Raw genomic sequence first — 23,162 nt, forward strand, 5'->3', positions numbered from 1 at the left:
TGAATTCATGGGAGTTCTCCGATGGCGGTAAGCCTGTCGCAGATCGTTATGTCCTATCCCGGAACGCTGGCACTGGATCAGGTGAGCGCTGAGTTTCGGTTTGATGAGGTGCATGGACTGATCGGAGAAAACGGCGCGGGAAAGACCACTCTGGTCAGCATTCTTGGCGGTAGCAAAAGCCCGACATCCGGCACAATCACCATTGATGGTGCGCCGGTGAAGCTGACAAGCGCCGGGGATGCGCTGCGCAAAGGCATCGCGCATGTATCGCAGGAGGGCAGTCTCGTGCCCGGGCTGACCGGCGCAGAGAATATTCTGCTTGGCGACGAGCCCCGGCTTGGGCTCGGTGTCATTGATAAGCGCAAACTGCTGTCGCGTGCCTGCGAACTGCTCAGGCGCTGGTTTCCGCAAGTTTCCATCGATCTCGACCAGCAGGTCGACATGCTGCCGATGGCTGACCAGAAGATCATCGAGATTGTTCGCGCACTGCGTGGCGATGTCCGGCTGCTCATCCTTGACGAGCCCACGGCCACCTTGCCTGCACGCGAAAAGGAAAGCCTCTGGGAGATTATCAGGACTTTGCCGCAGCAAGGGGTTGGCATCGTGTTGATCAGCCATTTCCTCTCGGAAATAAAAGCACTGAGCGATAGAATTACGGTCCTGCGCGACGGCCGACATGTTGCGACGCTTCGGGCTGCTGAAGCGAGCGAAGCCGGGCTGATTGATCTGATGCTGCAACGCACTGGCGGAAAAACGGCGATGGCGTCGGAGAGCAGCCAAAATCGCAGTTTCGGCCCCGTGGTTCTGGAAGTGAGTGACTGGCGTGCAGGCAATGTCGAAGTTGACAAATTTTCCATCCGTGCCGGTGAAATCGTCGGCCTGATCGGTTTGACCGGTGCCGGCCATTTTGGCTTCGCTCGTTCGCTCTATGCGGGGAGTGGTGTCACCAGCGGCAGCTGCCGTTTTCGGGGCGACGCCATCGCCCGGATCGATGCGCGTTCCATGCAGAAAAAAGGCGTCGCTCTGGTCCCCGATCACCGCATGGAATACTCGCTGATCGGCGATTGGGATGTGCGTGAAAACCTTGCTATGGTGCATCCGTCATTTGCGGCCATGGGCGGCACGGGCGTGCTGTCGATGCGCCGTGAAGCGCAGGAAGCCGACCGCACCATGCAGCTTTTGAACGTGAAGGCGCATTCGCGCAATCAGTTCGTGAAGGACCTGAGCGGCGGCAACAAGCAGAAGGTTTCTATCGGCAAGTGGCTGTACGGCGCAGACGACCACTACCGGCTGATGATTTTCATCGAACCCACCGAGGGTGTCGACATTGGGGCCAAGCGTGAAATTCATGCTCAGATGCGCCGGCTCGCCGACAAGGGCGTGGCAATTCTGGTCACTTCGTCCGACCTGCTGGAAATTGCTGACGTGGCAGACCGCGTCATCCCCTTCGTGAACGGTTCTACGGGTGCTGAAATTCCGCGTGAGGCCTTTTCCGAAGCGAAGTTCATTGCCGCAATGGCAGGAGTTATCCAATGAATACACAAAACCCCGCCGTTGCCCCACGATCGTCGCGTCACGCGCAGAGCTTTGGCAAGAAGCTTAAGGGTGAATGGCTGCTGAAATATTCAACGCTCTTCGTGTTGCTCCTGCTGTTCGTGGGCTTTTCGCTGACAGTGGACCGCTTTCTGACGGCCAACAATCTGCTCAACATCCTCCAGCAGATTGCCATGCTCACCATCGTCGGCGCGGGCCTGACCTTCGGCTTCGCCGCGCGCGAAATGGACCTTTCGGTCGGCTATATGGTCGGCATGGCCGGTATTGTGGTGCCGCTGCTGCTGGTTGCGGGCACGCCTTTGCCATTGGCGTTGCTGGCCGGATTGGGGGCAGGATTTGTCGTCGGTGCCGTCAATGCGGCGCTCGTCACCCTGGTCGGCGTACCCTCATTGATTGCGACGCTGGCAGTAGGCTCCATTCTATATGGGATCAACTTTCTGATGACGGGCGGACGCGCGATCTATGGCGGGCTTCCGGCCAGCTATCTCTGGCTGGGACAGGGGCAGCTCTTTGGTGTTCCCGTGCTTGCCTATGCCATGGTCGTCGTGGTGTTCGTCGCCTGGTTCCTGATGGAGCGCACGGTCTTCGGTCGTTACATTTACGCTGTGGGCGGCAACCTCAAGGCTGCGGAGCTGTCTGGCGTGAACGGTCGCTTCTATCGCGCCGCCGCCCTGATCGTCTGCTCGATTTTCGCAGCCGTTGCAGGGGCGCTTCTGGCAGCGCGCCTCGGCTCCGGCCAGCCGAATGCCGGCGAGCGCTATCTCCTCGACGGTTTAGCTACGGTATTCATCGGCATGACCATGTTCCGTCCCGGTACGGCGACGGTTGCCGGAACTTTCTTCGGCGCGCTGTTTATCGGCGTCATCAATAACGGCCTCAATCTGATTGGCATGGATACGTATATCCAGAGCATCGTGAAGGGCCTCATCATTCTCGTCGCGGTCGCGGTTGTCTCGCGTACCACCAAACTAAAGCTCCTGTGAGGGCATTGAACCGGACATCATGAAACATTTGCAACAGACAGGTCTGTCGGAGGCGCACGTGCAAAATCCGAGTAACTCCAATCTTCTCGAACTCTATCGAACGATGCGCCGCATCCGCACCTTTGAAGAACGCGTCGGCGAACTCTTCGTGCGCGGCCAGACGGCAGGTTCGATGCTTCACCTTTCCATTGGCGAAGAAGCCGCTGCCGCCGGTGTGTGCGCCGCCATGCAGCCACAGGACACATTTACGACGCATCATCGCGGCCATGGCATCTTTCTCGCCCGCGGCGCCGATCCCAGGCAGATGATGGCCGAAATCGGCGGCAAGGAAACCGGCTATTGCCATGGCAAGGGCGGCTCCATGCACATTGCCGACATGGCACTCGGTCATCTTGGGGCCAACGCTATCGTAGGCGGCGGTATCCCATCTGTTGTCGGGGCAGGCCTGTCGAGCAAATACCTGAAGAAAAATTCCGTTTCGCTCGCATTCTTTGGCGACGGCGCGATGCAGCAGGGCATTCTCTATGAGAGCATGAACATGGCCGCCCTGTGGGGCCTGCCGGTGGTCTTTGTCTGCATCAACAACCAGTACGGCATGGGAACGCGCGTCGATCAGGCGACCGCCAACACCGCCTTTGATCAGCGGGCCCACGCATTCGGCCTCAACGGAAGGGTTGTCGATGGCATTGATGTCGAGGAGGTCAAGCACGCTGCCCAGGGATTGATCGATGATGCGCGGCTCGGCAAGCCGGGCTTCCTGTCTGTCACCTGCTATCGGTTCTTTGGTCATGCGCGCATGGATAAGAGCCCATACCGCGCAGAGGCGGAAGAACTCGAAGGTCGCAAGAAAGATCCTGTAAAATTCACGCGCGACCAGCTCTTATCCTCCGGTTTCGCGCAGGAAGCCTCACTTGACGCCATGGATAGCGACATTGCTGCCGAGATGGACGCCACCATCGACTTCACCGTCGAATCCAAGGCGCCGCCGCTCACTTCCATGTTCAAGGATGTTTATGCGGTAGGGGAGCCCGAGCCCGAACCTGTCCGCACCCGTATCGACCGCATACTTTCCAAGGATGAAGCATAATGGTTGCCATGACTTACCGCGACGCGCTGCGCAAAGCGCTGGATGACGCCATGGCGGAAGACAACACCATCGTCGTGATCGGCGAGGAGGTCGGGCGCTATGGTGGTGCCTATGGCGTTACGAAGGACCTTATCGGAAAGTACGGTCCTGAACGCCTGATTGATACGCCCATATCCGAACCGGCTATTGTTGGTACGGCGGTCGGGGCTGCGATGACGGGGCTGCGGCCAGTTGCCGAGCTGATGTATATCGATTTTCTCGGCATGACGATGGACCAGCTTGCCAATCAGGCAGCAAAGATACGCTACATGTTCGGTGGGCAGATCGGCGTGCCGATGGTGCTGCGCACCCAGGGCGGTACCGGACGCTCCGCCGGGGCCCAGCATTCCCAGAGCCTTGAGGCATGGATAATGCATACGCCAGGTCTGCGCCTTGCCATGCCCGCCACAGTCCAGGATGCCTATCATCTGCTGCGCCAAAGCCTGACGAAGCCTGATCCCGTGGTCTTCATCGAGCACAAGGCGCTTTACACCCGCAAGGAAGAAGTCGATCTCGACGCCGAGCCGCTTGAATGGGGCAAGGCTGCGGTGCGCCGCACCGGCAAGGATCTCGTTATCATCACCTATTCGCGCCAGCTTCATTATGCACTCGATGCCGCCGAGAAACTTTCCGCGAAGGGCATCGAAGCGACGGTCGTCGATCTTCGGACGCTTAACCCGCTCGATTTCGACACAGTGCGTGAACATGTCGAGCGTGTCGGCAAGGCAATGGTGGTTTCCGAAGGTGTCATGACTGCAGGCGTTGCGGCCGAGCTGGCCGCTCGCATTACCGAGGAATGTTTCGACTATCTCGAACAGCCCGTTGTACGTGTCGCCGGTGAAGATATTCCGATTTCGGTTTCGCAGGAGTTGGAAACCGGAAGCGTTCCGACGCCCGATTTCATTCGTTCCGTTGCCGAGAAGATGCTGTCATGACCGAACGGATTCTCAAAATGCCACGCCTTGGCGAGACAATGGAGGAAGGCAGGATCGTCGGCTTCCTCGTCAAGCCGGGGGACAGTTTCAAGCGCGGGGATTCCATAATAGAAATCGAAACGGACAAGACCGTGGCTGAGTTTCCCGCCTTGGGTGACGGTACGTTGAACGAATGGATCGGAGCTATTGGCGATCAGGTCATGGTTGGTGCGCCATTGGCGCGTATCGATATCGGCGATGGTCCCGACTGGACGGATGAAGGTGGCGAAAGCGCGCCTTCTCCTGAAGAACCGGCTGCGTTGCACCCCGCACGCGCAGCCGGTTCGCAGAACGAACGCGTTGTCACCGACCTCGCTATGCCGCGTCTTGGTGAAACGATGGCAGAAGGCCGTATCGTTCGCTGGCTGAAGAACGCAGGCGAGAGCTTCGAGCGCGGCGAGGCCGTGCTTGAGATCGAGACAGACAAAACCGTTGCGGAGTTTCCGGCACTGGCGAGTGGAACGCTTGTCGATATCTTGCGCGAGGAAGGCGAGATGGTCACGGTTGGCGAGACCATAGCCCGTATCGAAGTGGCCGCTGCAGTTGCGGCAACGCCTGAAGTGGCGGTGCACAAGGCTGAACCCATTCGGCCTGAAGCCAAAGCGTTAGCCGCCAGACAGATGACTCCGGCAAGAGAGGGCGAGCGGGTCCGGGCCACGCCGCTTGCTCGCAAGGTTGCCCGCCAGAATGGCATCGACATCAATTCGCTTTCGGGTAGCGGACGCCGGGGGCGGATCGAGAAAGAAGACGTGCTGGCGGCGTCGAGCAATTCGAATTCAAACAGCGCTGTGCACTTTGCCGATCTGGCGAATGGCCGTGTCGCCTATCTGGATCAGGGTCCCCAAAATGCCCGCACAATCCTGTTGCTGCACGGTTTCTCTGGTGACCGGACGACCTGGACCGGTATTGCATCGGGTCTGCGCCGGGCGAATTTCAGGGTAATTGCGCCCGATCTTCCTGCTCACGGACTGACGACCATCAATGCGACGAATGCGGATGAACTCAGCGCATTCCTGCCCGCATTCCTCGACGCTCTGGGCATTGCCGAGGTGGATGTCGTTGCGCATTCTCTTGGAGCCGTCGTAGCTGCACAATTTGCAGCTGTGCATGTGAGCCGTGTTTCGAGCTTGACGCTGATCGCTCCTGCCGGCCTCGGTTCTGACGTGGACGTCGGATTCATTTCCGGCATGGCCCATTTAACAACGGCAGGCGAGGTCAGCCATCTGTTGCGTCGTATCGTTGCCAAGCCCGCAGAGCTTTCGCCGGAACTGGCGGCGAAGTTTGCTAAAACCATGGCCCAAGGGCGTCTCAAGGCGCTGGCAGCAGCCATTGTGGCCCCTACAGGGCAAAAGATCGATATTGTTCCGGGACTGGAAAAGCTTTCCCGCGCGAAACCGGTACGTGTTCTGGTCGGTCTTCTGGATCGCATCATTCCATGGCAACAGGCGACGACACTTCCGCCTTCCATTGCGGTGCATTTTCTCGGCCAGTCCGGCCATATGCCGCAATGGGATCAGGCCAAGGACGTTCTCGATCTGATTTTGAGTTCCATCGGAGGTTCCCATGACTGAGGACGTCAGGCTTCGTCTCAAGGAAGCGCAGGCTCGGCTCGGCGCTTTTGCGAAAGCTGCGCCCGAATTGATGACTGGCTTCGCCAAGGTCAGCAAAACCGCAACCGCTGCCGGCGCGTTTTCGTCCGGCCAGCGCGAATTGATCGCTGTCGGTATTGCCGTCGTGAAGGGATGCGAAGATTGCATCCTTTACCACGTGGATGCAGCGATCCGGCATGGAGCAAGCGAGCAGGAACTGATCGAGGCGCTTGAGGTAGCCGTTGAAATGGGCGGCGGACCGGCTGTCATGTATGCGGGCAAGGCGCTGGAAGTGTTTCGGAGCCTGAGTTGAAACATGCGCGATGAGGTATGCGAAGACTGGAGGAGTTTTCGCATCTGCCTCGGGAGGAGTTGAATGGCTTATTTTCTCACCGCCGATGGAGGAACGGAAAGTGTCCGCGCGCGGGTTTACGATCTTTCGGGCACGTGCCTTGCAAGTGCCGCAGTTCCTTATGAGACCAAGTTTTCCAGCGGCGCTCGTGCCGAGCAGAACCCCGAAGACTGGTGGTCAGGCTTTGTAACGGCTGCGCGCAAGGCGATTGCGGATTCGTCCGTCGACCCGTCCGCGATAGAAGCAATCACGCTGGCGACGACGAGCTGCACGGTCGTGGCTCTGGACGCGGCTGGTAAACCGCTGCGTCCATCGATCATCTGGATGGACGTTCGAGCAAGTGCCGAGGCCGATGCTGTCCTTGCCACTGCGGATATTGCCTTGCAGGCCAATGGCGGGGGGCGAGGACCGGTTTCGGCGGAATGGATGATCCCGAAAGCACTGTGGCTCGCGCGGAATGAGCCGGAGATATTCGAAAAAGCAGATACGATCTGCGAGTATCAGGATTTCATGACACTGCGCCTGACCGGTGAAAAAGCTGCCAGTCTGAACAACGTGTCGCTCCGCTGGCACTATTCGACGGATCGCGGCGGTTTCCCGGTCACACTCCTGGAGAAACTCGGCCTCAGTGATCTATTGCAGAAATGGCCTTCTCGCGTGGTCGCACCCGGAGAGGTCATCGGCGGGCTGTGTGCAACCGCTGCTTCCGAACTCGGCCTCTCGCAGAGCCTAAAGGTAGTGCAGGGGGGCGCTGATGCACTTATCGGCATGATAGGACTGGGCGTGGCCAAGCCCGGTCAGCTTGCGCTGATAACCGGCTCGTCCCACTTGCAATTTGGTGTTGCGGACAAACCTTTGCACGCGCCGGGCATATGGGGCAGCTATCCCGACATGGTCTATCCGGGACGCTATATTATCGAAGGCGGGCAGACTTCCACCGGCTCGATCATCGCATGGCTCGGACGCCTGATGAACGGGACCATGGACATGGAAGCGCTCAACGCCAAGGCGGCTGCGCTGGAGCCGGGCGCTGAAGGGCTTCTGGTGCAGGATCATTTTCAGGGCAACCGCACGCCCTATACCGATGCCTTGTCTCGTGGTGCAATCGTCGGACTGACGCTGGCGCATGAACCGCATCATATCTTCCGTGCCATCATGGAAGGTATCAGTTTCGGCACCCGTACTATTCTTGATGCCATGGCTGAAGCCGGTTATCGAGGCCAGGAAATCACCGTCGGCGGCGGTGCGAGCGCGTCCCCGCTCTGGCTGCAAATCCATGCCGACACTGCGGCCTTGCCTGTCTGTGTGCCGCAGTCACGCGATGCGCCTTCCGTGGGAGCTGCGGTGCTCGCTGCGCATGGAGCAGGCCATTTCGCAACCATCGATGAGGGTATTGCCGCCATGGTAAAGCCCGGCAAGCGCATAGAGCCGCGTCCGCGCGAGATGGCTCTCTACAATGAAATCTATCAGCAATATCGGGCGCTTTATCCGGCATTGAAAGCCGTTCGGGCTACCTGAAACATTGTCGCGGGAGGACTGAATGCTCACTGATTTTCAACTGACCGGCAAGCACGCCGTTATTACAGGTGGCGCGCGGGGTATCGGGCGTGCGATTGCCGAGCTTTTCGTTGAAGCCGGCGCGACGGTCATCATCACCGACCGCGACGAAGCGGCTGCCAGGCAGGCGGCTGCGGAACTCAATGCCCGTCGTCCTTCTTCTGCGAGCATGTACATTCTGGACGTGACCGACCGCGATGCGGTGGAGCGAACCGCCGATGCTATTGCCGCGGAGTTTGGCGTCCCGGACGTCCTCGTCAACAATGCGGGTATTGTTCGCAACAGTCCTGCGAGCGAAACATCCAAAGCGGACTGGCACGCTGTAATCGACGTCAATCTTAACGGCGTCTTTTATTGTGCCCAATCCTTCGGCAAGCGCATGGCCGCTGTCGGACGCGGCACTATCGTCAATATTTCGTCGATGTGCAGCGAGATCGTCGTCTATCCGCAGCCGCAGGTTGCCTACAACGCCGCTAAAGCCGGAGTAAACCTCGTTACCAAGTCTTTGGCTGTGGAATGGGCAAAGCAGGGCGTTCGCGTCAATGCGGTCGCACCTGGTTACACCGCGACGGAACTGACGCTTGCTGGCCGTAGCAATGAGGAATGGTTCTCAATCTGGATGCGCATGACGCCACAGGGACGGCTGGGAGAACCGAGAGAGATTGCCAATGCCGTTCTGTTTCTGGCGTCCGATGCTGCAAGTTTTGTGACCGGCACCGTGCTTGCCGTGGATGGCGGCTATACCGCGCTTTGATTTTGGGAGAATGAAATGACAGAACAGGCAAAAATCGCCCTCGTTACTGGTGCAAGTCGCGGTATTGGCCGAGCCATTGCAATCGGCATGGCCAAACGTGGCTTCGATGTTGCTATCAACGACATAGAGCGCCAACAGGATGCCTTGGAGGAAGTGGCGCACGCAATCGAGGCCACAGGCCGGCGGGCTCTGATCGTCCATGCTGATGTGAGCAACAAAGCCCAGGTAGAAGCGATGGTCAGTAATGTAGTTGATGTGTTCGGCCGCATCGATGCTCTCGTAAACAATGCCGGGATTCTGATCGCCGGTGATGTCGAGCACCTGAAGGAAGAGCACTGGGATAGTGTGCTCGATGTCAACGCAAAAGGTACGTTTCTGGTCGTTCAGGCAGCGCTTCCTCACATGAAGCGGCAGAAATACGGTCGCATCGTCAATATCGCCTCCATCGGCGGCAAGCACGGTGCGCCGGAACAGGCCCATTATTCCGCATCGAAGGCTGCCGTCATGGGGTTCACCCGCGTTCTGGCCCAGGAGGTCGGTACGTATGGGATTACAGCCAACTGCATTTGCCCCGGAATTATTCTGACGGACATGGGACGGGTCAATCTGGATGATGCCGCCGTGCGCCAGGCATGGCAGGAAAAGACGGCGGTGCGTCGTATCGGCGATCCGGAGGACGTTGTTGGACCGGTCGCATTTCTGGCATCTGATGATGCCGCTTTTGTTACAGGACAAAGCCTCAACGTCGATGGCGGTATCGTGTTGAGTTAGAGGGGATTGGAAACGGGAAGCTTCTTGAGGCAGTCAGCAGGCCCCTATCGCGAAATGATTGACGTTGGCTCAATCTTCGGAAAGAGAGGTGTCCAGAACCTTTTCGATCATTTCTTTTGCAAGCTGCACAAACATATCCGTTTTCTCGCGCGTCTGATCGAGGCAAGCTTCGAGCCACAGACCATCCAGTATGGCGTGCACACAAATGGCGGCGCGTTCGATTTCCGCAGGGGTGAACGCGCGTCCTTCGGCGGTGAAAACTTCGGCGAGAAGCGGCTCGGTCGCCCTGCGAAGATTTGCATAGCTTTCCTCGCGCACCGCCATGATCATCGGGTCCACGCGATTCTGGCTGATGAACGTGGCCCAAAGGGAGAGCATCCGATCGTCGGAAGCTTGCCCTTCCAGTGTTGCCTTGATGAATTGCAATAGCCGCTGATGCGGCTTCCCCTCTCGCCCTTCCAATATCGCCATGCTGGAAGCGGTGATCAGCTCCATTGTACGACGGTAAGCTTCGACGATGAGATTGGCCTTGTTTTCAAAGTGATGGCGTATCAGCCCGTTTGTTACGCCCGCGCGAGCGGCAACGGCACGCACGGTCGTGGCCTGAATTCCGACCTCGGATATACATTCCAATGTCGCTTCAATCAGTTCGCGTCGGCGTTCGCTTTCTGGGGCGCGTTTGAACAGGCTCGTCATGAAGCGGAACTCTCCTTTGAATTATCTCTCGCATATATGAGGGCAAAGGCAAAGCATGGAGACGCACTATTATGCACTTGCATAATAGTGCGTCTGTGTATAGCTTTCAGCATAAAGAACTGCTCAGGGAGAGATTCAACAGGGCAGCAGGGATATCTCTTTGGCCCCCGCTTGCAGAGCCTTTTCAGGCTCCAAGGTGTGACGAGCGGAGGCTGAAGACTTTGCGTGAAACACAAACCAATAGTGATTAACCGGAAGCGGAGCTGCGCTTTCCGGAACAATGGAATTATGCCCATGCGCGACCCGCGTTACGACATACTCTTCGAACCCATCAAGATCGGTCCGGTCACCGCGCCTAACCGTTTTTATCAGGTGCCGCATTGCAGCGGCATGGGTCATCGCTATCCCGACGCTGATCGACATATGCGGCGTATGAAGGCGGAAGGCGGTTGGGGTGTCATTGCCACACAGGAAACCGAAATCCATCCCACCTCCGACATCACGCCGTCCAATCAGGGCAGGCTGTGGGACGACAAGGATATTCCTCGTCTCATCCAGCTCACGGAGGCTGTGCATGAGCAGGGAAGCCTCGCAGCCATTCAACTCGTGCACAACGGCATTCACATCGCCAACCGACTGACGCGACTTTCGCCGATTGGACCGTCCGACATTATGGTCGATGTGGAAGATCCCGTTCAGGCGCGCGCCATGGATAAAAGCGACATAGCCCAATTCCGCAAATGGCATCGCGATGCGGCCTTGCGCGCCAAGCGTGCGGGCTTCGACATCATCTATGTCTATGCCGGTCACGACATGACGCTTCTGCAGCACTTCCTGCTTAATCGTTATAACAAGCGCACGGATGAATATGGCGGCAGCTTTGAAAACCGCCTGCGTCTGTTTCGCGAGGTGATTGCCGATACGCGCGACGCAGTAGGCGATAAATGCGCCATTGCGGTGCGATTTGCCGTAGAGGAGTTTTTGGGCGCGGAAGGTCTGACCCATGACGGTGAAGGACGCGATGTTATAGCAGCGCTGGCCGACGAACCCGACCTTTGGGACGTTAACCTTTCAAATTGGTCGAACGACAGTCAAACCTCCCGGTTCTCGCAGGAAGGCTTTCAGGAGGAGTTCGTTTCCTTCGTAAAACCTCTCACCTCGAAACCCGTCGTCGGGGTAGGGCGTTACACTTCCCCCGACGCGATGGTGCGTGCAATCAAGAAGGGGATTTTCGATCTGATCGGCGCAGCGCGGCCGTCGATTGCCGATCCCTTTCTGCCAGCGAAAATTCGCGATGGCCGTATCGACGATATCCGCGAATGCATCGGCTGCAACATCTGCACGGCAAGCGATAACACGGTTGCCCCGATGCGCTGCACGCAAAATCCGACGATAGGCGAAGAATGGCGCAAGGGCTGGCATCCGGAAATCATTCCGCCCCTGCAGAAGCAGCAATCGGTGCTCATTATTGGCGGCGGCCCCACCGGGTTGGAAGCGGCGCGCGCCATGGCGCAGCGCGGCGCGGAGGTGGCGCTGGCTGAGGCTACACAAGAGTGGGGTGGTCGCGTTACGCAGGAATGCCGCCTTCCCGGGCTTGCTGCCTGGGGCCGTGTGCGGGATTGGCGCCTTGGCCAATTGCGGCAGGCATCCAACGCGCAACTTTATCTTGATAGCCGGCTTAGCGCGGAAGATGTTCTTTCCTATGGCATCCCGCACATAGCAATCGCCACAGGGGCGCGCTGGCGTAACGATGGTGTGGGGCGGGTTCATCGTGACCCGCTCGATTATCTCGCAGAGGGGACGACAGTCGGCGTCAATGCACTGCTCGAAAACGGCGTGGCTGCGCTTGCGAACGATGGTCCGGTCGTCGTCTTCGATGACGATCGTTATTATATGGCGAGCGTTCTTGCCGAGCTTATCGCTTCATCAGGGCGATCCGTGACTTTCATCACTCCTGCCTCGATTGTCGCGCCATGGACAGAACACACGCTCGAACAGATTCGCGTGCAGCGTCGCCTGATTGAAAAAGGCGTTGAGATTATCCCGCTGCATCAGCTTGCAGGACGGACGAACGATACGCTCAATATCGCCTGCTCCTATTCCGGAAAAATACGGACGATCGACTGTGCGACGCTGGTTCCGGTCACCTCACGCCTGCCAAACGATCAACTCTGGCATGATCTGGTAGCCTTGAAACATCAATGGATGGATCATGGTTTGGAAACCGTCGAACGCATTGGGGACTGCCTTTCTCCCGGTATCATCGCGACCGCAACCCATGCAGGGCATGGCTATGCGAGAAGCCGAGGTTCCCAACCAATGGAAGCTGATTACGATATTTACCGGTGAGGATTGCTAGAGTTGGCGCTGCGCTTTCCGGCTTTTTATTGGTGAGAACAAAACCGTGGGAGAACGTCCTGATGATTTTGGCGAACTTCCTGTTAGTCGCACCGGAACTCTATTCATCGGTGCTGGCTTGATATTGTTAATTCCGCCGGAATTCGACCATATTCCGGATTGAACGCTTCGAAGATGCTGGAAGCTCGCTGAAATTGTGCTAGCCAATGCCAACTGCGAAACCCAATGTTGTTTGTCAGCCGGAGCGTCCGCGTAGTGGTGCTGGCATAATGACTATGTAGGTTGCACTTCATCCAAGTAATCAGAACTGGTGACGGGACAGTGGTGTCAGAGCCAGCTGATGGTGGTCTACCGGATGCTCGCTTGGTGAGGTTTCCTGACAATTTGTCTCCTGGCCTCATAACTTCTTAGCGGGAATACTTGCTTGCGCGTGTGTCGCGGCGAACATCCTACTAAAGGCTGCCGAGACACTTCAGTGTTCAACGATGGCGCATCACTTGCTTCGCTGCTCGAAATTCCAATCGCAGCCACCAGAACCGGGATGCGGCACGAGTGATACGGTGTGGGTGCGAGTTGACTGGAAATCTCGCTCCAAGGTGCCACATCGCCTGACAAAAGGATAGCACCGTGCGGCTCCGAATATCGGCGTCATCCAATCCAATATGTAAGCGCAGATCGGCGCTGCATCGCATAACCCAAATTGCTTCCTAGCAAGACTGCTCCGCCTTCAGCGTGGTGTTCAATTTGCCACAAAAAACCTCGGCGCGGGGGCTGCCGAGGTTGCGCCGGAAAAGCGGGGGCTTCAACAGCGCGTTTTCATCATGTCACAATCCAGGGAATATGCAACCAGCTGCCAAATCGCTTAAAGCGTCCAGCCGTAAACCGCGAGAGCTGCCCCACCAACGGCACCAATCACCGACCACCCAACCATGCTAATACCCATGAAGCTGTGATAAGTGTCCGCTGAAATTTTCTTGAAAGCTGCGGCCACAAAAAGGTTTGCAGCGGCACCGACGATCAGACCGATACCGTTGGCGACGTAAGCGGCTGGATGAAGCGCCATGCTCTGCATGAAATACGGCCGCAGTAGGAAAGTCGCTCCAAGCATCCCTGCAATCAGCACAAATACCGATACCATTCCGAAGCCTGACCATCTTACGAGCATTTACTGAATTACCTTTTTCTTGAGGGGACGTATGGCGGTAATGACGCTTGCTCGTTGGTCGAGCAACCCACCGCTAGACGTTTCCTCAAGAAAAACCGTTCGTGTCCTCACTCCATCATCGAGTTTCAGGCACGCAATCCAACAGACAAAATAAGGAGAATACAATGGCCAAGGGAACCTTTGCTAAAGCGATGCCGCCTGTCTCCTCGGAAGAGGACGGATACGTCGACCGTCCGAAAGAGCCGGCGGCGCGACGAATATGGGCATCACGCTCTCTACGCTGTCCGCCTGGAGGGGCGAAAGGTATCGAAAGTCGAGGTGAAGGCTCTGGCCAAATCCAAAGCAATGGATATCTACCGTGAGAACTACTTCAGAAGATTGTCCGCGTCGATCAGGACAGCGTCGTCGGTCGCGCCCCTGTTCGGCCTGATCTAACCTCAGAAGTAGGTCCAAAAACTGATCCGCACTCTCATCTGAAAAGTCCGTTGCCAGGCGCAATTCCAAAGTTTGGGCGATTGCTTAGGCAGACTGCAAGGTCCCCGGTATCACGCCGATTGCGCGCCGTGCTTTAAATGGTATTTTTTGACTTCTTTCATAACCTGTGACGTTAAAGACGGTTGAAACTCCGCGAAGTTGGGCGGTGGATGGACTTAACCGTTATAGCTAGCGAACTTACGGATTTCGCTGCGATTTGCAGCGCGAGCACCTGTTGGATATTAAGCCGACTGATCTAAAAATGGGGCTCCGGATTCTTCCGAAGCCCTTATTGCTTAAGGTCGTTATTACCTGCGATAGGCTAAGCCACCCCAGATACGGCCTTCGTCGCGATGTCGACCGCCATGGACCGCACCGATGTAGGCGGCCACGGCTGCAACGAGCGCAGATGCCGCAAGGAGGAACGCCGTCAGAATACCAGTTATTCTGGCCTTCTCAGCTGCGTCGGCTGCCTTTGCTTTGACTTCTTCCGCGGTTTTTGCAGCCTGGGCCTGAACGTCAGCAATCGCCTTTTTCGCTTCTTCCACTCTGGCCTGAGCTTCGGTGCGTAGTGCCTGCACACGCTCTACGGACTGGTTTACACGCGCCTGTGCGTCGGTTTGACTAAGGCCAGTTCGAGTAGCTACCTGGTTAGTGAGCCAGGCACGATCCGCGTCGGAGATTTCACCCGTGCTTAGGAGATTTCCGAGGATACCACTGACTTGACGTTGGAAATCCGCCATATTCTGGGCTTCCTGGCCAACAACCGAGCTACCCTGGCCATCCGTGCGCAGGAGACTATCCGTGAGGTAGTCCAACGGGTTCGTTTTCAAACCCTCTGGCAACATTTGTTCAACCGATGGAGCAGCCGCTTGACCTGCGCCCTGGGCTAACCCGGACACCGCTTGCCCGGCGCCTGAAGCAAGTCCACCAGCTAATTGACCAGCACCTTGCGCAGTTGCACCAGCCACAGTTCCTGCGGTCTGCACAGCGGTTTCAGCGGCACTTCCAACTGCTTTTGCGCCGCCGGAGATAGCGCTAACGAGCAACAGCGTCGATATGATTGTACCAAGACCCCATACGACGAGGCCGTTTAATCCATCTCGAACGGTCAATTCATCGCGTGTAGCTGTCCCAGCAGGACGCCGCATTCTTCCGGTGATGTAGCCACCAAGCATGTAGGAAGCGACCATTGATATGATCATAAAAAGCGCAGTGACCACGAGCCAAACTACGCTTATGTCTCCCCCTTCATCTACGGAGAATGAACTTAAACCGAGACCACTGGCAAAGGTGGTGAGGACAGCCATAACACCAGATGCGACTGTGGCGCCAGCGAAGATGGCGGCCCAGTCAACGTAGCCGCGATCATTCGTGTTTTCTACAATAGTTGGATCTACCATCAGCGTAATCCCAGAAAAGAGAGGATGAACAACACGATAACGACTAGACCGACTAAATAGATAATGGAGTTCATTTTGAGTATCTCCTTTCGACAAAAGAAGCACCCGGTCAGCAATTCTTTATTGCGGCGGGTTTTTCTATCTGTGACAACTCGCTAGCCAGCAAAAAGTTTCAGCGAAAGGCGATTATTGGTTTGATCAATCTTTCGATCGGTCAGGGTAGGGCTCTTTAGGTACCCGTATATTAGGATTGCCCGGCGCGTTTGTTTGCTCGTGCGTGGGTTTCTCCTGATGGTCCCTCGGTTCGACCGGTGATGGATCGGTTGCGTCCTTTTCCCGTACCAGATCGGGATCTGACCATAGATTTTTCTTCTGGGCCATTTTGCTCGCTCCAAAGCCTATTTCGTCTTGCTGGTTTCTTTCTTCAGAGAATTCCGCAGTGCATCCATGATATTAATGACATTGCCGGTGGCGGGTTCCGTTTCGGCCTTTTTGGACTTCGCTTTTACCGGTTTCTTCAGCAACTTCTTTTTGTCTGCGATTATGTCGAGGAGGCGTTCCTGCACTGGATCGTGAACCAGGTCGGGGCTCCAATCTCGTGTTTGCTTTTTTATAAATTTCTCAATCAGAGGAAGCGCATCGGAACCGGCCTTTTCATTGCCGATCCTCTCAAAATATAAATCCTCGTCGCGTACTTCATCGCCATAGCGCAGCGTCCAGAGAACTATCCCTTTACCTCTGGGCTCCAGCATTACAGCCCGCTCACGACGAGACAGGACCAGCCGGGATATGCCCACCCTATTCTCGGCTTTCATTGCTTCACGAATGACAGCAAACGCCTCCTAGCCGACGGGATCGCTCGGGATCAGACAATAGGGAGTATCCAGCCATATCCATCCAATGCTCTCGCGTGAGGTGCACCCCGCACGCGCCGATACCCGTAACGAACCCGTGTCTGACAGATGTTCTTGTTCCCGACCTTCAGTTCAGCCTGCTCGCCGCGCCTTGACTTGTAGACATAAAGTGACCGGTCAATCTTGAGCACCGAACAGGCGCGTTGTACCGAGACTTTCCAATCCGACTTAATAGTGTCGACAAGCGCTCTTAATGGGATGGTTCGCCTCGTCCTTCCACCCCACATAAGGGAGACGAACAAAAAAGGGAGGATCGTCATGAGCGTTCGTAACAAATCCCGAGAAGCAGCCGTATTGCGTCGACATTGGCAAGAACGTGTTCCACGTCGTCGGATTGGACCCTGCTGGTCATCATCCAATACAAAAGGCGACTTTCCGGCGTGACACTGTCCTGCAATTCTTCGAAGGAGCTACGCCGACAATCGTTGGAATAGAGGCATGCCCCGGTTCACCGTGGCTGGCGAGGAAGCTCCAAGGCTTTGGCCACACAGTTCGAATTGTTGCTGCAAAATTTGTGGAGCCCTTCGTCAAATCCAACAAAAGTGACATCATTTATGCCGAAGCTATAGCCGAGGCCGTGACACGGCCAACAATGCGGTTTGTCGAGGTGCGTACGTCTGATCAGATCGATGTTCAGGCACTGCATAGAGTACGAGGTACGAGACCGCCTCCTGGCTCAGCGCACCAGGGTTATATGCCAGATGCGCGCCTTCTGCCTCGAATACTGCATTGCGATGCATCAGGGGCGGGTAAGTTCAAGGCGGACATGCCGAGGGTCCTGGAGGATGAGGACAACGACCTGTCGGCACCAATGCGGCAGTTGCTTATGTCTCTCTTCGAGGACATTCGCTATCTTGAGCAAAGAATTGCTGAAGTGAGCCGTCAGATCGAAGCAGCGGCCAACGCGGACGATACCGCCCGTCGCCTCATGACTGTTCCCGGCATCGGGGCATTGACTGCTACTGGGCTATTGGCTGCAGCGGGAACGGGTCGCCAGTTCAAAAGGGCTCGCGACATGGCCGCCTGGTTGGGACTTGTTCCGCGAGGGCATTCAACTGGAGGGAAAACCACATTACTGGGTATCAGCAGGCGGGGAAGGTATATTGGCAACAGAGTACATGGCCTATGCAATATAATCTCACAGCGAAGCGTCTCCTATTAAGTAGATGAGAGGCTGTTGAGCGATGGATTATGGTCAGTTTCTCATTACAATAGCCGCGACGCCCTCCCGCTGCGCCGTTTGGCGTTGTTGTAATAGTTGGAGGCCTGCTGGACGGAGCGATGGCGGGATTGTTCCATGGCTTCGGGCAGCGGAATGCCACGATTGGCTGCTTCGGTGAGATAGCCGGAGCGCAGGCCGTGCGCGGAGAATTCACTTGCATCGAGACCAGCCATTTGCGCGCGTTGCTTGACGATCCGGTTGACCGCGCTCGGTTCCAGAGCCCGCGCGGAAACGTTGCCCCAACGATCCACTTTGCGAAACACGCTGCCCTTGTCGATTTTGGCGGCTTCCAGCCAGCGCGTGAGGGCTTCGACGGGTCGTCCGGTCAGATAGACCATCTCGTCCTGATCGGCGCCACTGGTTTTGGTCCGGCCGAGATGAATGGCGAGCGAGGGGAGGGGAGAACCATCGTCGTCAGTGACAGGCACCTGTTTGACAAACTGTTCTACGCGCAAGCCCGCAATTTCACTGCGCCTTCGTCCGCCCGAGGCAAAGGCCACCATCAGGATGGCCCGATCACGCAAAGCGGTGAGATCCTCGCCGGAACAGGTCGCCAGCAGCTTGCCGAGGATATTACCAGTGATGGCGCTGGCACTCTTGCGGCTTGGTGGTCGGTTAATGGCGCGGACCGCAAGCCTGATCGCCGATTTGACGGCCGGTGACGAAAACGCCCCTTCCAGGCCGCGCCAGCGGGTCAGCGTCGACCAGTTGGCCAGACGCCGGCGCACGGTTGCCGGCGCATGCGGTCCGGACACACGCAGAAAGCCTTGGCTGCGCAATACCTGCTCCACAGTGGACGGCATGCCGTGCTCGGGTTCGATTTCGCGCTGCTGCGGCCGCCACAGATGATGGGCCACAAATTTCAGCAGGAGGGCTTCCGGTGCGGGAAAGGGGAGGGGTCTGCCGGTTGCGGCCATTGACCAGGCTTCGAGATAGGCCAGGTCCGACGTCAGGGCCCGCAGCGTGTTTTCGCCCATGCCTTCATTGACCAGATGACGCAGCGTTTCGACATCCTCATCCGTCAATATCCCGGCGAGCCTGCCGCGGCGGCTCAGCGGCAGAACAGCCGCTATCGTATCTAAAGTCTCGGTGCGTTTTTCAATCGAACTTGACGACGAGCTGCTCATTTCGGCAGTCCGTTCTCGTCATATAGTTCATCGTGGTTCGAAGTCTGGTGCGTGTTTGCAGGCCTTCCCTTAAGCGCCAGCGCCCAGACTTCATCCCATGTGCCCTGGCCGTTCTGCGAAATTGGCACGATCGCGGCAATAGGATCGCCAGCTCGACAGATGACAACCTCGTCATCGCGCAAAACGATGTCGATCAGTTCCTCAAATCGCTCCGCTGCCTCGGCAATGTCCACGAATACCTTCCCCGCCACTGCCCTTACCAGACGCGCTCATGCAGAATCGCGTCGAAGGCCAGATCCGTCGAGATGAAAGTGCAGTGCTCAAGCCGCGCCTGAGCGGCGAGAATCCGGTCCCACGGATCGCGATGTTCCCAATCAAAATTTGCTGCAAGTTCGGCATGCAGATCGGTGATGGCTAGTGTTTGCAGGCCGCTTTCCGTGACGGCTGCCCGCAGTTCCTGGGGCTTGAGATCAAGCTTGTTCAGGCGCATCTTGTTGTCCAGTTCGTAGAACGTGACCGCACTGACGAGGATAGCATTTGCCTTGTCCTCGATCAGCGATCGTGCCTTCGTGGACAGGCGATCACTACCGATTGTCCACCAGTAGACGGCGTGGCTGTCGAGCAGGATTTTCATTGCGTGTTTTCGCTATTGTTGGATTTGCCTTGCCAGACGCCGGTATCATCATTCCAGTCGCCGGCATCGATCGCCGCCTGCTCTGCATCAACTGTATCGAACAGGTTGTCGGGCAGGCGACGATGGCGCAACAGGCCAAATGGGCGCTTGCCACCGTCAGCTGCTGGACCGATGCGGGCGTAAACTTCGTTGCCACGCATGATGACGATCTCTTCGCCCTGGTTGGCGCGATCGAGGACTTCGGCGAAATTCTTGCGGGCTTCGCTGATCTTGTAGCTTGTCTGGGGCATCGGGACCTCCGAAATTGGCCGTACGCCATTGATACCATTGTTTTACAGCACGTACAAGTGCCTCGTACACGTCACCTTCGATAACCTATACTTATCGATGGTGATATGGCCAACCATAAAGCATCATCAGTACCAGACATTAAATAACGACTAGTGTCCGTTATAGAAATTGTTTACCATGTTTTCAATGCGTTACCATTTTGACCAACTGCCCCTGAAGACCTTGCTGTCGCCCTTGGCCCGTGCCAGTGAAGCCCTGGCTCGTCTCGATGAGCGTCTTGCTTCTTCGCCGGTCGGCGCGGGGCTGATCGAACGGTTGCATTGTGCCGATGCCTGCGCCTCGCTGTGGCTCGATGGCGAGTTGGTCGAAATGGAAGATCTGGTGCTGCATGAGGCAGCGCGTGATATCCGCTCGCCGAGTCACGCGCTGACCATTGCCCGCGACGTGTTGCAGACAAGGCGGCGCATTGCAGTGCAGGCACCGGATTGGGCGCTGAGTGCGAACGGCTTGCGTAGTCTTCGGATTGGCGGGCAGGCGTGGCCTGCTGCATCGCCTGGTAGTGGCATCCTCGTGGAGAGCGAAAGCATGGGGGTGTCCGATGCGGCGGTCGACTGGCAGGACCGGGACGGGAAGAAAAATCGTGGGGATAACGGGCTCGACCTGCCTGGCATCGATCTCGGCGCGATCGACGCGGTGCTGGCACGGTCCGAAGACGTTCTGGCCAAAGCGAAACAGCCGCAGCGGTGGCCGAAGCCGGAGACTGACCCGCTGATCCGCGATCCCGACTGGGATGAAGAGGAGCGGCTCGAGGAATGGCGAGCCGTGTTGCGGTCGATCCGTGATCAGCCGCCGGTGTTGCAAGCCGTCCTGGCGCTTGATGCCTGGAATGAACTGGCGGTCTTGCAGCGGGCGCCGTGGCTGGGTCGTTTGCTGGCGGCATCCCTGCTCCGGCGCGAAGGGCTGACCACCAACGCGCATCTGGTGGCCTTCAATGCGGGACTGAAGACCATCCGCGTTGAACGGCGGCGTCATCGCAATTTTGAAATCCGGCTTATGGCCAGTCTCGACGGACTGATGGCCAGCATCGAACTCGGTTTTAAAGAGCATGACCGGTTATTGCTGGCGCGGCAAATGCTGGAACGGCGGCTTACTGGCAGGCGGGCTTCGTCCAAACTCCCGGGCCTGATCGAGCTGGTGCTGGCGAGGCCGCTGGTTTCGGCCGGCATGATCGCCGCGGAACTCAACATCACGCCGCGCGCTGCCCTTCGCCTCGTCGAAGAGCTGAACCTCCGCGAGCTGACCGGCAGGGGGCGGTTTCGGGCGTGGGGGATCGTTTGAAGACGATGTTTCAGGTAGTTCTATAATTCTACCTGAGGAATAGCGAACCGCCCCTTGCTTCAGTCGGGCGCCACACTCAAAAAGGCTGGTTTCCTGCCCCATCGGTTCTGAGAGCGGAGTTGGGAAAGCGGTCATGCGAGTGGCCGTCGTGCTACATCCGTAACGCGCCCGCGACACGGCGGATGCGATGGCCAAAGCGATAGGAATAGATGAAAACCAGTGCCTCATTACATCGCCCCTTTGCTTGTTTTCCGCCATTCCCACGGTTCCATGAAATTCCCCTGCCAAATGCCTGCCTTACGGCTTTGTGCATCCTTCTGAACGTCGGCATAGGCACCTTTCGAGAACTGGGGCCAATCAAGCGCGTGACCGTTACGAACAAGCCATCTTGCCAGGTCCTGACCGTAAATATTCTCGCAGGTCGCTACGTTTCTTCCGTATTGATCAGTATCGCGTTGAGCACATACGATGGGCTGAGCATCATTGAGATAACTGGCCAGCTTCATCGCGCCGATCTGGCCGCATCGATATTCGTTACCGGATGTATCTTGGCACGTCTGTCCACCCTCAGGAGCGTCGACGCCCCATATTCGGATGCGCTGACCATGAATTTCAATTGTATCGGCATCGATGACAGATGCTCGCCCCGCTAGTGCACGGCGCTGGAATTGACGGTCGAACCGATGGTAATAAGCTCCAACTTTTTGCGCAAAATCAACCGCGGAACTCTGTATTTCGAGGCTGTCCGGGAGCTCGGATGCTTCCTGAAAGGAACACCGGAGAGCGGAAGAGAAACGCGCGCGCAAGTGTTAATGACAAGGAAACCTTGCAACAATGTAGAATATAGCGGTTTGTAATAAGGAAACCCCGGACGGAGGGGTGTCACATCCGGGGCTGCGCGATCCGACGTTTCCCGTTCATTGCTATCACGCCTCGAAAATCATCTCATAAATCAAGGAAAACACAATGGCCAGATATCACTTAGAGCACGCCCATCGAACGCGAAATCGGGTTGAGGATTCCCTTGGCTGCCGATCTGATTCCATCGCCCCGACTGTTGATTTGGTCGGAGGCAATATGACCCGAGCTTTCAGTGATGATCTGCGTAGCCGCGTTCTGGCTGCGTCACGCGATGGCATGTCGGCGCGATCAGCGGCGGCCTGGATCGCCAGCGCACGGGTGGGTCAGTTGACGCCTGCGAAGAAGTGCCGACGCGGTGGCTCACGCCTCGATGCTCACGAGGACTTCATCATCGGCATGATCGAAGAGGAAAGGATATCACGCTCAACGAGATGGTTCTGCGATTGCGTGAGGACAGAACCATATCGATCGGCCGCAGCGCGCTTGACGTCTGGCTGCGAAAGCGCGGCTGGACTTTCAAAAAAAGACCGCACATGCACTGGAGCAGGACCGTCCTAACCTCCTGAAACGTCGTCAGGACTGGTTCGACGGCCAACTCGATCTCGATCCGGCGCGGCTCGTCTTCATCTATAAAACCGGACTGAGCACGAATATGTCTCGGCTTCGCGGACGGGCCCCTTGCGGAGATCGATGCCGCTCACCGGTCCCGCACGGCCATTGGAAGACAACGACGTTTACCGGAGCGCTCAGGCTATTGTCATTAAGCATGTAATAAGGACCCCATTTGAGGGGTTATCGGCATCCAAACGGGGCTCTGACGCAATCTCGCTGACATCAAGTCGCTCCGATGACACGTGCTTCCAGCAGATCGAGCTTCCCACGTCCATACATTGTGAGCGTCCGGTGAGCTATTTTTGCTGATTGGGCAAATCGGGCGATGTTCTGGCATTCGAACCAGCATTAGTGCTGACATTAATACCAGAACAAAGAGGTTTCATGGCTCGCATGGAGATCATGTC

Annotated in this window: 20 protein-coding genes and 2 pseudogenes; 13 read left to right on the forward strand and 9 right to left on the reverse strand. The window is 57.0% G+C overall.

Features of this window, described 5'->3' with window-relative positions:
- Positions 1-21: 21 nt before the first annotated feature.
- The 9 genes from ABWW28_RS24755 to ABWW28_RS24795 all read left to right on the forward strand — a co-directional run bounded on the left by ABWW28_RS24755 (position 22) and on the right by ABWW28_RS24795 (position 9,660).
- Positions 22-1,536 (forward strand): sugar ABC transporter ATP-binding protein, encoded by a 1,515-nt coding sequence (locus ABWW28_RS24755; protein ID WP_021586465.1) that lies wholly within the window; start codon positions 22-24, stop codon positions 1,534-1,536.
- Positions 1,533-2,537, forward strand: coding sequence for an ABC transporter permease (locus ABWW28_RS24760; RefSeq protein ID WP_006469761.1), 1,005 nt, complete (start codon positions 1,533-1,535; stop codon positions 2,535-2,537). The genes ABWW28_RS24755 and ABWW28_RS24760 overlap by 4 nt, the downstream gene beginning before the upstream one ends.
- Before the next feature lie 58 nt (positions 2,538-2,595).
- Positions 2,596-3,624: a thiamine pyrophosphate-dependent dehydrogenase E1 component subunit alpha gene (locus tag ABWW28_RS24765; RefSeq protein ID WP_085979586.1), complete on the forward strand. Its 1,029-nt coding sequence runs from the start codon at positions 2,596-2,598 to the stop codon at positions 3,622-3,624.
- The gene (locus ABWW28_RS24770) at positions 3,624-4,598 is read left to right on the forward strand and encodes an alpha-ketoacid dehydrogenase subunit beta (protein ID WP_006469763.1); all 975 of its coding nucleotides are present in this window, start codon (positions 3,624-3,626) and stop codon (positions 4,596-4,598) included. Before ABWW28_RS24765 ends, ABWW28_RS24770 begins: the two co-directional genes overlap by 1 nt.
- A complete protein-coding gene (locus tag ABWW28_RS24775) occupies positions 4,595-6,208 on the forward strand; it encodes an acetoin dehydrogenase dihydrolipoyllysine-residue acetyltransferase subunit (RefSeq protein WP_006469764.1) in 1,614 nt (537 codons plus the stop codon). The genes ABWW28_RS24770 and ABWW28_RS24775 overlap by 4 nt, the downstream gene beginning before the upstream one ends.
- The gene (locus tag ABWW28_RS24780; protein WP_021586467.1) at positions 6,201-6,539 is read left to right on the forward strand and encodes a carboxymuconolactone decarboxylase family protein; all 339 of its coding nucleotides are present in this window, start codon (positions 6,201-6,203) and stop codon (positions 6,537-6,539) included. The genes ABWW28_RS24775 and ABWW28_RS24780 overlap by 8 nt, the downstream gene beginning before the upstream one ends.
- 63 nt (positions 6,540-6,602) lie before the next feature.
- Positions 6,603-8,096: an FGGY-family carbohydrate kinase gene (locus ABWW28_RS24785; protein ID WP_006469766.1), complete on the forward strand. Its 1,494-nt coding sequence runs from the start codon at positions 6,603-6,605 to the stop codon at positions 8,094-8,096.
- Positions 8,097-8,118: 22 nt separating this feature from the next.
- Positions 8,119-8,889 carry an SDR family NAD(P)-dependent oxidoreductase gene (locus ABWW28_RS24790; RefSeq protein ID WP_113342288.1) on the forward strand — a complete coding sequence of 257 codons (771 nt, stop codon included), beginning with the start codon at positions 8,119-8,121 and terminating at the stop codon, positions 8,887-8,889.
- A gap of 15 nt (positions 8,890-8,904) precedes the next feature.
- The gene (locus ABWW28_RS24795; RefSeq protein ID WP_113342289.1) at positions 8,905-9,660 is read left to right on the forward strand and encodes an SDR family NAD(P)-dependent oxidoreductase; all 756 of its coding nucleotides are present in this window, start codon (positions 8,905-8,907) and stop codon (positions 9,658-9,660) included.
- Positions 9,661-9,729: 69 nt separating this feature from the next.
- Here the strand turns inward: ABWW28_RS24795 and ABWW28_RS24800 are convergent, their stop codons facing one another.
- Entirely contained in the window at positions 9,730-10,356 is a 627-nt protein-coding gene (locus tag ABWW28_RS24800; protein WP_113342290.1) for a TetR/AcrR family transcriptional regulator, read from the reverse strand.
- Between the two features lie 288 nt (positions 10,357-10,644).
- Between ABWW28_RS24800 and ABWW28_RS24805 the strand changes: the two genes are divergently transcribed.
- A complete protein-coding gene (locus ABWW28_RS24805) occupies positions 10,645-12,705 on the forward strand; it encodes an oxidoreductase (protein WP_113342291.1) in 2,061 nt (686 codons plus the stop codon).
- An 871-nt stretch (positions 12,706-13,576) separates the two neighbouring features.
- Here the strand turns inward: ABWW28_RS24805 and ABWW28_RS24810 are convergent.
- The 3 genes and pseudogenes from ABWW28_RS24810 to ABWW28_RS24825 all read right to left on the reverse strand — a co-directional run.
- Positions 13,577-13,852 (reverse strand): hypothetical protein, encoded by a 276-nt coding sequence (locus ABWW28_RS24810; RefSeq protein ID WP_006472882.1) that lies wholly within the window; start codon positions 13,850-13,852, stop codon positions 13,577-13,579.
- An 809-nt stretch (positions 13,853-14,661) separates the two neighbouring features.
- Positions 14,662-15,756, reverse strand: a complete 1,095-nt coding sequence (locus tag ABWW28_RS24820) for a hypothetical protein (protein ID WP_113342292.1) — start codon at positions 15,754-15,756, stop codon at positions 14,662-14,664.
- 398 nt (positions 15,757-16,154) lie between these two features.
- Positions 16,155-16,673, reverse strand: a pseudogene (locus ABWW28_RS24825) (Ku protein); the annotation flags it as partial.
- Between the two features lie 313 nt (positions 16,674-16,986).
- Between ABWW28_RS24825 and ABWW28_RS24835 the strand changes: the two are divergent.
- Positions 16,987-17,832, forward strand: coding sequence for an IS110 family RNA-guided transposase (locus ABWW28_RS24835; RefSeq protein WP_353392628.1), 846 nt, complete (start codon positions 16,987-16,989; stop codon positions 17,830-17,832).
- Between the two features lie 44 nt (positions 17,833-17,876).
- Here ABWW28_RS24835 and ABWW28_RS24840 read toward each other — a convergent pair whose 3' ends face one another.
- From ABWW28_RS24840 to ABWW28_RS24855, 4 genes are read right to left on the reverse strand one after another with little or no spacing between them, the layout of a single operon-like run.
- Positions 17,877-19,019: a site-specific integrase gene (locus ABWW28_RS24840; RefSeq protein ID WP_113342295.1), complete on the reverse strand. Its 1,143-nt coding sequence runs from the start codon at positions 19,017-19,019 to the stop codon at positions 17,877-17,879.
- Positions 19,016-19,252: a type II toxin-antitoxin system Phd/YefM family antitoxin gene (locus ABWW28_RS24845; protein ID WP_006472886.1), complete on the reverse strand. Its 237-nt coding sequence runs from the start codon at positions 19,250-19,252 to the stop codon at positions 19,016-19,018. The genes ABWW28_RS24840 and ABWW28_RS24845 overlap by 4 nt, the downstream gene beginning before the upstream one ends.
- Positions 19,253-19,275: 23 nt before the next feature.
- Entirely contained in the window at positions 19,276-19,653 is a 378-nt protein-coding gene (locus ABWW28_RS24850; protein ID WP_006469785.1) for a type II toxin-antitoxin system VapC family toxin, read from the reverse strand.
- The gene (locus ABWW28_RS24855; protein WP_006469786.1) at positions 19,650-19,943 is read right to left on the reverse strand and encodes a type II toxin-antitoxin system Phd/YefM family antitoxin; all 294 of its coding nucleotides are present in this window, start codon (positions 19,941-19,943) and stop codon (positions 19,650-19,652) included. Before ABWW28_RS24855 ends, ABWW28_RS24850 begins: the two co-directional genes overlap by 4 nt.
- 178 nt (positions 19,944-20,121) lie before the next feature.
- On the opposite strand from ABWW28_RS24855, the gene ABWW28_RS24860 reads away from it, so the two are divergent.
- A complete protein-coding gene (locus ABWW28_RS24860; RefSeq protein ID WP_176588540.1) occupies positions 20,122-21,282 on the forward strand; it encodes an RHE_PE00001 family protein in 1,161 nt (386 codons plus the stop codon).
- A 227-nt stretch (positions 21,283-21,509) separates the two neighbouring features.
- On the opposite strand, the gene ABWW28_RS24865 is transcribed toward ABWW28_RS24860, so the two are convergent.
- The gene (locus ABWW28_RS24865; protein WP_313012566.1) at positions 21,510-22,088 is read right to left on the reverse strand and encodes a thermonuclease family protein; all 579 of its coding nucleotides are present in this window, start codon (positions 22,086-22,088) and stop codon (positions 21,510-21,512) included.
- 271 nt (positions 22,089-22,359) lie between these two features.
- Here ABWW28_RS24865 and ABWW28_RS24870 point away from each other — a divergent pair.
- A pseudogene (locus tag ABWW28_RS24870) lies at positions 22,360-22,909 on the forward strand (transposase); the annotation flags it as partial.
- Between the last annotated feature and the right edge of the window lie 253 nt (positions 22,910-23,162).

It is taken from the genome of Brucella sp. NBRC 14130, from assembly GCF_040371715.1.
In the GTDB taxonomy this organism is placed as follows: Bacteria; Pseudomonadota; Alphaproteobacteria; order Rhizobiales; family Rhizobiaceae; genus Brucella; species Brucella intermedia.

Coding starts and splice junctions, on each gene's coding strand:
- ABWW28_RS24810 (WP_006472882.1), bottom strand. CDS start 13,852: ATGGTATCGGTATTTGTGCTGATTGCAGGGATGCTTGGAGCGACTTTC.
- ABWW28_RS24785 (WP_006469766.1), top strand. CDS start 6,603: ATGGCTTATTTTCTCACCGCCGATGGAGGAACGGAAAGTGTCCGCGCG.
- ABWW28_RS24855 (WP_006469786.1), bottom strand. CDS start 19,943: ATGCCCCAGACAAGCTACAAGATCAGCGAAGCCCGCAAGAATTTCGCC.
- ABWW28_RS24775 (WP_006469764.1), top strand. CDS start 4,595: ATGACCGAACGGATTCTCAAAATGCCACGCCTTGGCGAGACAATGGAG.
- ABWW28_RS24840 (WP_113342295.1), bottom strand. CDS start 19,019: ATGAGCAGCTCGTCGTCAAGTTCGATTGAAAAACGCACCGAGACTTTA.
- ABWW28_RS24770 (WP_006469763.1), top strand. CDS start 3,624: ATGGTTGCCATGACTTACCGCGACGCGCTGCGCAAAGCGCTGGATGAC.
- ABWW28_RS24805 (WP_113342291.1), top strand. CDS start 10,645: ATGCCCATGCGCGACCCGCGTTACGACATACTCTTCGAACCCATCAAG.
- ABWW28_RS24780 (WP_021586467.1), top strand. CDS start 6,201: ATGACTGAGGACGTCAGGCTTCGTCTCAAGGAAGCGCAGGCTCGGCTC.
- ABWW28_RS24760 (WP_006469761.1), top strand. CDS start 1,533: ATGAATACACAAAACCCCGCCGTTGCCCCACGATCGTCGCGTCACGCG.
- ABWW28_RS24790 (WP_113342288.1), top strand. CDS start 8,119: ATGCTCACTGATTTTCAACTGACCGGCAAGCACGCCGTTATTACAGGT.
- ABWW28_RS24860 (WP_176588540.1), top strand. CDS start 20,122: ATGTTTTCAATGCGTTACCATTTTGACCAACTGCCCCTGAAGACCTTG.
- ABWW28_RS24800 (WP_113342290.1), bottom strand. CDS start 10,356: ATGACGAGCCTGTTCAAACGCGCCCCAGAAAGCGAACGCCGACGCGAA.
- ABWW28_RS24755 (WP_021586465.1), top strand. CDS start 22: ATGGCGGTAAGCCTGTCGCAGATCGTTATGTCCTATCCCGGAACGCTG.
- ABWW28_RS24795 (WP_113342289.1), top strand. CDS start 8,905: ATGACAGAACAGGCAAAAATCGCCCTCGTTACTGGTGCAAGTCGCGGT.
- ABWW28_RS24850 (WP_006469785.1), bottom strand. CDS start 19,653: ATGAAAATCCTGCTCGACAGCCACGCCGTCTACTGGTGGACAATCGGT.
- ABWW28_RS24820 (WP_113342292.1), bottom strand. CDS start 15,756: ATGGTAGATCCAACTATTGTAGAAAACACGAATGATCGCGGCTACGTT.